The sequence below is a fragment of the Ruegeria sp. B10 genome, from assembly GCF_056539825.1.
Genome location: NZ_JBQFVP010000004.1, coordinates 18,528 through 30,922, shown reverse-complemented (window position 1 = coordinate 30,922; position 12,395 = coordinate 18,528). Strand labels below are relative to the sequence as shown.

Here is a 12,395-nt window from a genome sequence, read left to right as displayed (position 1 = left end):
TGCGTGACATTTTCGCGTACATTTCATAGGCCAATCGCACCAACATGTCCGCAACGGCTGGCGGCGCGCGCTTTGCTGCTGTATCACTCCGGTGGTAATGCAGGACGGCGGGGTCATATCTACACAACAACAGGGCGATCTGGGGCAGCGGCGCCAGGTCTCGGTCCTGTTTGCGGATATGGTTGGCTATACGTCGATCGTCTCGAAACTGGACGAAGAACAAGCGTTGGAGTTTGTGCGTCTGGTCTACGACACCCTCTCGGGAGCCGTATCTCAGCATGGCGGCACGGTCCGCGACTTTGCCGGGGACAGCATCATGGCGCTGTTCGGCATCCCTGACGCGCTAGAGGACCCGGCCGAACGGGCCTGCCGCGCCGCCGACGCCATTCATCACGCTTTCCATGCTTCCGCCCAAAAGATCGAGGCCCGCTTTGGTGTGCGCCCTCAGATGCGGGTCGGCATCAGTTCCGGCACGGTTCTGATGGCCGCCGTACAGGGCGCGGACGGGCCTGCAACAGCGGTGGGAAGCACGGTCAACATGGCCTCACGGATCGAAAACCTGGCCCCATCGGGTGGTACGCTGATCTGCGACAAGACCCGCAGCCTTGTCGAATGGGTAACTGAGCTGCGCTTTGATGGGGAACATCAGCTCAAAGGTCTCGCTGCCCCTCAGAAACTGTGGCAACTACAATCCGTACGAGCCGATGCCTCGCGATTTGATGCCTCGGTCGCGCGTGGTCTCAGCACCTATGTGGGGCGTGACAGCGAGCTGACCCAATTGGCCGACGCGCTGGCTCAGGCGCGCAACGGCGTTTCGGTGGTGGATCTGGTGGCGGAACCAGGCTTGGGAAAAACCCGGCTTGTGTTCGAATTCCTCAACCGCCTGCCCCGCGATCAGATTGACGTCCTGACTGGCTATTGTTTTGCGGATCGGCAGCAGGTTCCCTTCCTGCCGATCATCGAGATTGTCCGAACCGGATTCCGCATCAAGGATCAGGACAACCCGACCCGCATCGCCTACAAGATTGAGACCGGCCTGAAGGCTTGGGAGTGCTTTTCTCAACAGAACCTAGGTCTGCTGATGAACCTGCTGGGTCTAACGCCCCCTCCGGACGCATTGGACGGGCTTGACGGCGTTCTCATTGGCCTACGCACCCGTGAACTACTGCCTGAACTGCTTAAGGCGCGATGCGCCAAGCAGCCCGTGATCCTGTTCATCGAAGACAGCCATTGGATCGACAGCGCCTCGGAAGAGCTGTTGCAGGGCATCGTCAACCGGTCGGACCTGACCAACCTGTTGCTGATCCAGACCCACCGCCCGGAATACACGCCTGCTTGGCGCGATGACGACAAGGTTCGAACCATCGCGCTGAAACCTCTGGTGACCGAGGATTTCGCCAACCTGGCGCGCAACCGGCTGGGCGTAACCACTCTGCCTGTGGGGCTGGACAGGCAACTGGCCGAACGTGCCGGTGGCAATCCGCTGTTTGGCGAAGAAATCCTAACCTATCTGCTGGAACAAGGCAGTCTGCGGGTCGACGCTGCCGAAGCGCATCTGGATATCGACATGGCGCAAGCCGACCTGCCGGCCAGCATGTTGAACCTGCTGACCGCCCGCGTTGATCGTCTGTCGACCGAGGATCGGGACCTGCTGCAAGCCGCCGCCGTAATTGGGCGACGGTTTGATCCGGGTCTGCTCTCACAACTGGCCAAAGACCCTGCTGAAACCGGTGACGCCCTGCAGCGACTTCAGGCTCAGGACGTGTTGTATCGCGACGAAAACTCCTCGGACTACGTGTTCAAGCATGTCCTACTGCGCGATGCTGTATATCAAAGCCTTGTCGCCACTCGCCGCGCGGGCCTGCATCTGGAAGTGGCCGAGTGTCTGGTCCTGCGCAACGCAAACCGCCTGCAGGAAGTGGCCGAAATGTTGGCCTACCACTACGGCCAGACGGACCAGACCGACAAAGCGTTTCGATATACGGCGATGGCCGGGGACAAGTCTCTGGGCGTCTATTCGCTAGATGAGGCCAACAACTACTACACGGCAGCCTATGCTCTATACGAAAGCGACCCGGACTGCGCTTCAAAGACCGAGTTCGCTGAGTTTCTGGCCAGCTTTGCGCTGTGTTCGAACATCTCGCTCAGGGTCAAAACGATCATTGACCTTGCCGGATCCGTGCGCCCCATCCTTGAACAGGTGGGCGACAGCTCTCATCACGCTCTGTTCCTGCACCATTATGTGTCCTGCCTTGTCTGCAACGGCAAATACCGCGAAGCCCACTGGGTTCAACAGGATCTGACCGCCATGGCCGAACGCCTTGGCGATCCGGCCTCACGGGCCTATGCCATGGTGAATGAGCTTTCGGTGTCGATCTATTTCTCGCCGATTTCAAACGCCGAGTTCGAAGCAAAGGCACGCGTGATCGAGGCCGAGCTGGAAAAGATCGAAGACGCCTATATCCAGAATTTCTACCTCGCCACCATTGGTTGGAACGAATTGACCCGTGGACGGGTCGCCCGCGCACATGCCACTGCAGACAAGATGATTGCGCTGGGCAAGAAGACCAACGACCCAAGGGCTTTGGGCTATGGCACAGCGATGAAAGCCCTGATCGCCATGGTCGCCGATGACCACGAAAAAGCGCTGGCCATCGCGGAAGAGGCGCACAAGGCTTCAAAAGTCGAGTTCGAACGCGCCATCGCCGAGGCCGCCCGCGTATCCGCCATGGTGCCTACGGAAACACCCGGCGCGATCGAGATCATTGAGGCCCATATCGCCAATTGCAATGAACACGGCTGGACCCTGTTCACCATGGGCCCGGCAACGATGCTGGGAGTAGCCTATGCCCTCAAAGGACGCATCGCTGACGGGCTACGGCAGATCGAGCGTGCCGTTCAAAAACGCACGGACGAAGGCACTAAAGTGTCGGCCGATTGGGCGCGTCTGTTCCTATGCGAAATGTATCTTGCCATCCTGACCGGTGAGGGCGGAGCGTCAGCTGGCGTCTTTCTCCGGAATTTCCGCTCGATCCTTTGGGTGCTGTTCTTTGGCGAAAAGAAACTGGTTGCTATGCTGGACGAGGTGCGCAGCAACCCCCAATTCGACGACAAAGGGCACTATATAGCCCGCTGCGACATGATCCTCGGGTTGCTCTATAAAGCGCGCAAGAAGAAGCAATTGGCCGTGCAACACCTGAGCAAAGCCCGCGTCATCGTTGAGACTGCGGGCCAATCTCCGATGCTGTCCCGGATCGACACGGCTCTGGCCGAGTTGGCCTAGAAGTTTATCCGAAATGTGCCAATATTTAAGGTTGCGGCGGAGTGGAAGTGCGGAACTATGCCTGCAAGTTACTGAAAGGTATATATTGAATTTGAAAAACAGTGGGTTAAACTATTAAAGTACTGAACTGAACTTGGTGTCTAGCGGAGCAAAGCCCAAGGTTAGAATGCTAGAATTCTCGTTTCGAAACACATCGCTGCCACTCATACAAATTTCAGAGAATGACAACTCTGAGCCTAAAGGGCCCAACGCTGCGCTTTCGACGCAGGTCAGCTTGACAAGGCAAAGCGCCAAACGTCTGCCAGACGAAATTTGAACATAGGCGCGAAGCCATACTCATGCTATTTTTAAGATGGGTTTGTAGGGCGGGAAGCTGTTGGATCGCCAGCATTCAAAAGAGATTGACCGCGTCTTAAGCGGTTTCGATACAGGGCGAGACCGACTTGTCGCGGATAGCTGGCAGCGCTGTGTTGAAACCTACGGTATGGATCCCTCACGACAAGAACCTGCGCACATCCTGCCTGACACCAAATTCCGAGAACATCTGGAGCAATCCGAACGTCTGATCGCGACCGCGCGTTCGGGGCTGCAATCGCTGTTTGCGCAGGTGGCAGGGCAGAACTACGTCCTGCTGCTTGCGGATGCAGATGGCGTCTGCGTCGATTTCTTTGGCGACCGGAACTTCGAGGAAGAGCTCAGAACTGCGGGTCTTCATCTGGGTTTCAAGTGGACGGAAGAGTTGGCAGGAACGAACGGAGTGGGGTCGTGCATTGTTACAGGTCAGCCAGTGACCATCCATCAGGGCGATCATTTTTCGATCACGCATACGCCGCTGTCTTGCACGGCAGCGCCTATTTTTGACACCAAAGGAGCTCTTGCGGCTGTTCTGGATGTGTCATTGTTGCGTGGACCCTCACCAAAGGCGTCGCAGAATCTGGCCATGACATTGGTGACGAACTCCGCCCGTCGCGTCGAAATGGCAAACCTGATGGCATCGACCCGGCGAGATTGGGTCCTGCGCTTTTCAGCCAGCCCCGAGTTTCTTGAGGTCGATCCCGAAGCGGCGGTTGCAGTGGACGGAGGCGGCAAGATCATCGGTATGACCTCGGGGGCCCGACGTGCGCTGGACCCGGACAGTTCGGGCCACCTGATTGGGTCGCAATTGCAGGACTGGCTTGAAATCAGCGTTGATGACATGCCCGAATTCATGCGCGGCAGACCGTCTGAAGACCGCGTTTTACACCTCAAGGATGGGCGCGCGCTCTATGGTCATGCCGTTGCTCCACAGACGCCGCAGATGACGGCAGCTCTGCGCAAACGGGAAAAGGCTCTGCCTGGCGCCCTTGGTAGCTTTGCAGGGCCGGATGCGGGCCTTCAGCAACTTTTGAACAAAGCGGCCCGTCTTGCGCCGACCAATCTGCCGCTTTTGCTGACCGGTGAAAGCGGGACGGGCAAGACCAAGCTGGCGCGCGCGATCCATATGGCTGATCCTGCGACACAGGATTTCCACACCGTGATCTGTTGCGATACGCCAACATTCAATTTCTGCCATGGTATCGAACCCGGCACACTGTTCCTGCGTGGCGTTGAAGACCTGAGCGAGCCTGCTCAGGCCTCTCTTTTGGCAGTGCTTGAGCGGCGGGCTGATCTGAGGATCATCGCCTCATGTCGGCAGCCCCCGGCGGGATTGCAGGGCAGTCTGCGCGAAGATCTGCTGCACCGGATTGCGGGGGCCACATTGTCTCTACCGCCTTTGCGCCACCGTGCGGATCTGGATTGGCTGATTGATCGTCTGCTCCGACGGTTTGCCAACCACGATATTCGCCTGTCAACCGCTGCCCGCGCGGACCTGAAATCACGGTTGTGGCGCGGCAATATTCGTGAACTGGAACATCTGCTGCACAGTTCGGTCGCCCTGTGTCAGGACAACATCATCGACTTAACGGATTTGCCCAGCCCGGCACTAGCCCCTACGCAAAAGCAGGACTCAGATGATCTGGAAACACTTCTGCGTGCTTGCGATTGGAACATGTCCCAACTGGCAAGGCGCCTTGGTGTGAACCGATCGACGATCCTGCGCCGTATGCGAAAAGCCGGGCTTAGACCGCCCGCTTAAACGCATATGTACCCGTGTTGCGCCCTTGTTGCGCGCGCAACAAGCAATGGCGTTTTTGGACCGCACCAAGTGTTTATGCGCCAAATCCGCTTGCCCGAAGGGTTTCGGATTTGCCAGCCTTCTGCTCCGTGGAGATAGGGAGGATGACATGCTCGACACAACACTCTCGGATCAGGTTCAGGGGTTTCTGGATGACTTCGGTTCGGCTTTGTCCAAAGGAGATATCGATGCCGCCTGCGAAATGTTCCAGGACGATTGTTTTTGGCGCGATCTGGTCAGCTTTACCTGGAATATTAAAACGGTCGAAGGTAAAGCGCAGGTGGCAGATATGCTGTCGCATCAGCTGGCCACAACCAAGCCGAGCGGTTGGAAAATAGCCGAAGGTGAAGTTCCAACTGAAGAAGGCGGAATAACCACCGCTTGGATCGAGTTCGAGACCGAAGTGGCACGCGGCTACGGGTTGATCCGCCTCAAGGATGGCAAGATATGGACCCTGCTGACCACGATGGTCGAGCTGAAAGGTCATGAAGAACCCAAAGGGTTCAACCGTCCACTTGGGGCCAAGCACGGCGCGGGCAAACACAGGACCACATGGGCAGAAGAACGGGTGCAGGAAGAGGCTGAACTGGGCTACAAGACACAGCCCTACTGCGTCATCATCGGCGGCGGTCAGGGTGGTATCGCCATGGGCGCGAGGCTGCGTCAGCTGGGTGTGCCGACGATAATCGTTGAACGGAATGACCGGCCGGGCGACAGTTGGCGCAATCGCTACAAATCCCTCTGCCTGCATGATCCGGTTTGGTACGATCATCTTCCTTACATCAAGTTCCCGGAAAACTGGCCCGTCTTCTCGCCCAAGGACAAGATCGGTGACTGGCTTGAGATGTACACCAAGGTGATGGAGTTGAACTATTGGACGCGCACGACGGCCAAATCCGCCACGTTCGATGAAGACAAGGGCGAATGGACCATCACTGTCGACCGGGACGGTGAAGAGGTTGTACTGCGGCCCAAGCAACTGATCATGGCGACAGGGATGTCCGGCAAGAAACGCATGCCTGATTTTCCGGGTATGGATGTTTTCAAAGGCGAACAGGTGCATTCGTCGGAACATGAAGGCCCGGACAAATGGGCCGGTAAAAAGGTCGTTGTGGTGGGGTCCAACAACTCGGCCCACGACATCTGCGCGGCGCTTTGGGAAAACGATGCCGATGTGACAATGGTGCAGCGGTCCTCAACCCATATTGTCCGCTCGGACACCCTCATGGAAATCGGACTGGGCGATCTCTATTCTGAACGTGCGGTGCGGTCTGGCATGACGACCGAAAAGGCCGATCTAATCTTTGCATCGCTGCCCTATCGCATTCTTCATGAATTCCAGATTCCGGCCTATGCCGCGATGAAAGAACAGGACAAAGAGTTCTATGATGGCCTTGAAAAGGCCGGGTTCTGGCTGGACTGGGGCGATGACGACAGCGGGCTGTTCATGAAGTACCTGCGTCGCGGATCGGGCTACTACATTGATATCGGGGCCAGTCAGTTGATCATTGATGGTGAGATCAAGCTGAAACGCGGCCAGGTCACCGCGCTTGATGAAACCGGAGTCATACTTGATGACGGCACGCATCTGGATGCCGATCTGGTGGTCTACGCGACGGGGTATAATTCGATGAACGGCTGGGTCGCAGACCTGATGGGTCAGGATATGGCAGATCGACTTGGGAAATGCTGGGGCCTGGGTTCTGACACAACCAAGGACCCGGGGCCTTGGGAAGGCGAGCAACGCAATATGTGGAAGCCGACACAGGTTCCAAACCTTTGGATGCATGGTGGAAACCTGCATCAGTCCCGGCACTATTCACAGTTCCTGTCGTTGCAAACAAAAGCCCGAATGGAGGGTATCCCGACGCCTGTCTACGGCCTGCAAGAAGTATATCACCTCAGTTAAAGCACGCGCTTCGAACAAAAAGTGGACATCGCGCCATCGCGAAATGAAAAAACAGTTGTAGCGGTTCCATTCTAATTGATGAGCTTTCTTTACAGCTATCCTTAATCAGGAGAATCTTCATGCTCGTCCAGGTCCAAAACCGCAGGGTCGATCATGCGTTTGCTCGCGCTCATCCTGACTGAGTTCCGCATGGCTTTACTCCGCCGGAGCAATCTCCGAAAACGCGCTTCGTCGAGCACAAGCAATGTCGAAGGTGCCAACACCCGCACGTTCACGCGACGGGGCCGTTTCATTAGCATGGCCAATTGCCCAAACATTTCGCCACGACCTAACCGCGTGATGTGTCTGCCGAACTCCACTTCGACTGCCCCAGAAGCGATAAAAAACACACTCCGGGTCAATTCATCTTTGGAAAGGATCGTGTCACCCGCGTTGGCGTAACGGGTACGAAGCGCTCTACTGAGTTTTCGCAATGAAGCTTTGTCGAGATCAGAGAATAGTGGAAACTGCCTGACCAGATCCCGCCCCTTGAGGGCGATGTCAAGTACAGGACGCCCTTCGGACAAAGCACGTCGTGCCGCCACTTCCTGCATCAACACTGAATAGAGCTCTTCGCCTACCAGGCCATCCTCGCGCATGACCAAGTATTCTCGCTCCTCCAGTCGCAATGCCGTCCTTCGGATGAACCGCCGCTCCAGCTTTTCCGCGTAGCCTGGATATTGGAGCCGCAATCCTTCAAGCGCTGTCTCAACCGCCTCGGATCGGCGCTCCAACAGGTCGTCTAGCAACTCCGCAACCCGGCGACCGTGGATCCGGCGTATACGACCACGGACAAACCCATCGAGATCCCGAAGGATCAGACGTTGCATGAGCAGTCTTTCGAACCTGTCTGCTGTTATACGAGTGAGCGGAAACGAGATTCGTAGGCGGTTGTGCAGGAACACGGCGATCCGAAAAGACTTGCCATAGACGACAGATCGATTGGACGCGCGCTGATAGCCGATCCGACCACCGGTCCTTGCGCCTTCAATGAGCCGATCAGCATCGGACAGAATTTTTTCGCTGAGAACTGATGACATGGTGCGCTCTCGCATTCGGGCCAATACGGAATCCCGCTCTGCACCGGCCAACGCAATAAGGCCAAGCGTAATCCGGTCACGATCCAGGATCTCCGCGCTGTCTTCGGCGGCTTTTACAGCCTCGTCGAGGCGTTCGCTAAATTGTTTGGCTTCGTTTCTTACAATTTGGTGGGTCAGGTCGTAGTTTTCCGCAGTGCGAGACACATCCTCGCGGACTGATTGCAAGGCGACTGCGACCACCTGGCGCGACAATGCCGTATCAAGCGGAGTGAGCTTGTCGAGTCCTAGCTTTGTGATCACCGTTCGCAAGGTTGTCCCTTGGACAATCAGTGTAAACAGCGTAAAGCCAGTGGCCAAAATACCGACCAGACGCTTGGTTTCGAGCGGTACTTGAGTGCTTTCGGTGACTGCCAGTGCCAATGCCAAAGTCACGGCGCCCCGCAACCCACCCCAAAGCATTGCAGTGCGATAGGGGCGTTCCACAACTGGCGACAGACCGATTGTCGTGAGCAAGGGCAACAAGCCGAACAAAACCGCCGCCCGCGCTAGTGTTGCAGCAAGAACCACCACTGCCAGCAGGCCAAAGTCAGACGGCTGCACCCCTTCCAACAGTCTCGGTATTAACAATGCTGCAAGAATAAAGATCAGTGCTCCGGCCCAATGTGCCAGAAGATCCCATACTTCTTGCAGATTTACCCAAGCAACCGGTGACAAACGACCGGGGCCGGTGAGGTTGAGCGTTAGACCTGTGACCACTACTGCGATAACACCCGAAGCCCCGACGCTTTGTTCCGCAACGATATAGGCGAGGTACGGCAGTGCGACAGAAATTGAAATTTGCGCCTTGTCCCAACGGTCTACGAAAGCCATCATCCAAACCGCCAAACGCGCCATAAGCCAACCAGTGAGCGCTCCGCCAACGATCAACAGCGGAAACTGCCCCACGGCGTCACTTAGCGACGGATCAGGTCTCCCGAGCATCACAAAGCTCATGAATAGCCCAAAAAGAGCAATCGCGGCAGCATCGTTCAGGAGGCTTTCACCCTCGATTATTCGCGACAACCTGCGTGGTGCGGAGATTGACCTAAAAATGCTGACAACCGCCGAGGGATCAGTTGTTGAAACGATAGCTCCAATCAACAGGCAGGCGACGAGCGGTAAAGCACTTACCCAACTAAGCGCATAGCCAATAGAGAGGGTAGCCACAATCACTGCTACAACGGCCATCATCAGGATCGGCATCCAGTCATCCAGCATCCTGCGCAGGTTCATGCCGAGAGTCGCCTGAAAGAGCAACGTTGGCAGGAAAACATAGAGGAAGACGTCTGACCGGATCGGCAAATCAATAATCGCCTGCGCTCCCGGGTTCAGTGCATCCGTCAAGTCAGTGTTGAGAAAGAACGTTGCGCCAAGTCCGATCACTATCCCCAGGACCGCTAGGATAACGCTGTAAGGCAGGCGCATACGTGCAGCCAATGGTTCCGCCACACCGATTACAACAAAAAAAGAAGTGATGATGGTCGTAATGACGACAATATCCATTACTACGTATTACCTGAGAACTCGAATTAAGGGAAATCGCCCCTTCAAAAGGATCGGCTTTGCGGGATCAATGTGTTGGTTCAAAAACATCCAGGTTGCGCACTTGCAAGGAGTGTTTGCGTTGGCGGACCGCTCTTTGACACTAGCTCTGTAAGTGAACCGCTGGAATATATCGATCACCGCGCTTTAAAAAGTCCGCTTCCTTCACATAGCATTTGTCGGTTGAGCGCGCCGCAACGTACACTAAGGGTTCGGAGCAGTCGCTCGCTGCCATTCGGTTGAATAGCTACCATGCTTGCAATATTGGCCGAATTTAGGACAACACCTTAACCGACTCAATTTTGGTTCTTCTGACAAAATCTGGGCATCTAAGTGGGCACCGCAACATAGTTATACCTACAACTTTCGCAAATATGCCCAAGAGACAAATCCTTTTAGACCACGCGCACGTTGCAAGGACACGCGGCACCAACGGGTGTCGCCGGTCTGCTCGCAACTGTGAACTTTTAATGCTGTTCCATTTGGAAGGCCCACTATCACGTTGAACCCTATTCCCGGTCCTGCACGCAATTTCAGCATGTCTCCGTCTTCAACGCCAAAAACCTCGTACTGTCCGAGAGAAGCTGCCGTTGCGGATTGAGTTAAGACAATTGTGCCTAGGGAAAATGCCACTAAGGGCAAGAAGACTGCACTTCGCATAATGTTAACCCGCCTGTTTCCTCAACTGCAATCCTAGCGCCTCTGATCATCAAGCGTAACTCCCTGATCGAAGACTGCGCACGTTTAAACGGACCATTGAACTAAGACTTTTAAGTATGCCGAAGGTCAGGTTTGGGCTCAACTTGGTCATCTGACCATTTTTCTCAGATGACAGCTTATGAACGAAAAGTAGACACATAAGGGCATGGCAGTGCGGGTTAGGGCCTGCCTCTAATGTCCAAATACTCTTTATCAGGCTCTTGATATCCAGCTCCTTCATGGCTGCACACCCTCACAACAATGATTATGAAGAGTGCCATCAGGATTGCTCTGGCACTTGGGGTTTGGAGCAAGTATTTCATTATTCTTTTTTATTGTTGCGTGAGTGACTTGGCAAAGAAGTCCGGCGCCTTTTCATTCAGCCCGTCAGTTGAGCTCAACTAACCGGCAGCAGGCCGCATTTGGAAGCGGTTCGGAGGAGGTCAATTGATAGGTTTTTGCTCCGAGCGCCAACAGTTCGTGAGCATCCGTGATTTGAGGTATCCGGATTTCAAAGCAACAAAAGACAACCACTCTGTAAATTTAACGACGTCAGAGTTAGTAACGCGGTTTTGCGAAGGCTTTGATGCTAAGAAGGAAATGACGCAGGATTAAACCTTCGATTCAAACGCCAAGGTAAAAAACTTCTCAGTTCTAATCCTCAGCATGATTGGCGGGACTACCTGAAATCCTTGTTTCCGCACCTTAGAGAGTTCGCATTTAACTGCGTGCGTAATGCGACCAGAATTAAACCTTGGATACGCCGTTTCTCGCAGCCACGAAATCGACAAGGTGAGGAACATAGTCGTTCGGTCCGTCACCTCCAGCGGCGAGCGCCATTGCAAAACTGTTTTTTGCGGCGTTTCCGATTGGATTGGACAGCCCCACTTCATCTGCCATGGCTTCGAGGTAACGCAAATCTTTTAGAGCATTGGACAGAGTGAATTTGTGAGACTCTCGATTGCCTTCAACGGCGTACCCCATGAAGGTTTGATAAAACCCGCAATCCATCCTGCTGCCACGAATGACCGAGTCGAATTCCTTGGTGGATATTCCTACTTTTTCGGACAGTGCCAACGCTTCTGAATAGAGCGCCGCGTATCCCAGTGAAAGAAAGTTATTCAGAAGCTTCATTTTGTGCCCTGCAGCACATGGGCCAATGTGAACGATGGTCTTTGCCCAAGCTGCGATAACGGGCTTCAACCGCTCAAAAACAACAGGGTCAGCGCCGACCATGGTCGCCAGTTCTCCGTTCTGTGCTTGCACGGGCGTCCCGCCCAACGGCGCGTCCGCCATGTGGTGACCGGCCTGCGCTAACTTCTTTGCCAGTGCCATAGTGGAATTCGGGTCTGACGTGGAACAATCCACAATGACGCTACCGGTCTGCATGGTTGGCATCATGGCCGCGACAATTGCCTCGACCTGAGGTGAACCGGGTGCACAAATATGGATAACTGAGGAAACTGCCGCGAGCTCCGCGAGGTTTTCTGCCTCCGTCGCACCCTGAGCGACCAAGTCACCGACAGGGCCACGGTTTCGATGAGCAACCACATTAACTTTGAAGCCGGCTTTTAGCAGATTTGCGGCCATACCCTGACCCATCAAGCCAACACCAACAAATCCTATCGTTTCTTCGCTCATCGAGGTCTCCCTTTACCATTCACGGAGAGTCAGTGTGGACTAGTACAG

The 12,395-nt window shown here is 55.2% G+C and carries 6 protein-coding genes; 3 read left to right on the top strand and 3 right to left on the bottom strand.

The genetic code is table 11. The annotated features are described in order from the left end of the window. The first annotated feature begins 97 nt into the window (after positions 1-97). From ACR0J4_RS06480 to ACR0J4_RS06470, 3 genes are all read left to right on the top strand, one after another. Complete coding sequence (locus ACR0J4_RS06480) at positions 98-3,283, top strand: adenylate/guanylate cyclase domain-containing protein (protein WP_170642700.1); 3,186 nt, start codon at positions 98-100, stop codon at positions 3,281-3,283. Between the two features lie 484 nt (positions 3,284-3,767). After that, entirely contained in the window at positions 3,768-5,399 is a 1,632-nt protein-coding gene (locus ACR0J4_RS06475) for a sigma-54-dependent Fis family transcriptional regulator (RefSeq protein WP_480668341.1), read from the top strand. 148 nt (positions 5,400-5,547) lie between these two features. Then, positions 5,548-7,347 (top strand): NAD(P)/FAD-dependent oxidoreductase, encoded by a 1,800-nt coding sequence (locus ACR0J4_RS06470; protein ID WP_170642699.1) that lies wholly within the window; start codon positions 5,548-5,550, stop codon positions 7,345-7,347. A gap of 101 nt (positions 7,348-7,448) precedes the next feature. Here ACR0J4_RS06470 and ACR0J4_RS06465 read toward each other — a convergent pair whose 3' ends face one another. From ACR0J4_RS06465 to ACR0J4_RS06455, 3 genes are all read right to left on the bottom strand, one after another. Then, positions 7,449-9,968 carry a cation:proton antiporter gene (locus tag ACR0J4_RS06465; RefSeq protein WP_170642698.1) on the bottom strand — a complete coding sequence of 840 codons (2,520 nt, stop codon included), beginning with the start codon at positions 9,966-9,968 and terminating at the stop codon, positions 7,449-7,451. Positions 9,969-10,364: 396 nt separating this feature from the next. Next, entirely contained in the window at positions 10,365-10,667 is a 303-nt protein-coding gene (locus tag ACR0J4_RS06460) for an SH3 domain-containing protein (protein ID WP_170553906.1), read from the bottom strand. 786 nt (positions 10,668-11,453) lie between these two features. Then, the gene (locus tag ACR0J4_RS06455; protein ID WP_170642697.1) at positions 11,454-12,347 is read right to left on the bottom strand and encodes an NAD(P)-dependent oxidoreductase; all 894 of its coding nucleotides are present in this window, start codon (positions 12,345-12,347) and stop codon (positions 11,454-11,456) included. Positions 12,348-12,395: the final 48 nt, after the last annotated feature.

Coding starts and splice junctions, on each gene's coding strand:
- ACR0J4_RS06480 (WP_170642700.1), top strand. CDS start 98: ATGCAGGACGGCGGGGTCATATCTACACAACAACAGGGCGATCTGGGG.
- ACR0J4_RS06460 (WP_170553906.1), bottom strand. CDS start 10,667: ATGCGAAGTGCAGTCTTCTTGCCCTTAGTGGCATTTTCCCTAGGCACA.
- ACR0J4_RS06465 (WP_170642698.1), bottom strand. CDS start 9,968: ATGGATATTGTCGTCATTACGACCATCATCACTTCTTTTTTTGTTGTA.
- ACR0J4_RS06455 (WP_170642697.1), bottom strand. CDS start 12,347: ATGAGCGAAGAAACGATAGGATTTGTTGGTGTTGGCTTGATGGGTCAG.
- ACR0J4_RS06470 (WP_170642699.1), top strand. CDS start 5,548: ATGCTCGACACAACACTCTCGGATCAGGTTCAGGGGTTTCTGGATGAC.
- ACR0J4_RS06475 (WP_480668341.1), top strand. CDS start 3,768: ATGGATCCCTCACGACAAGAACCTGCGCACATCCTGCCTGACACCAAA.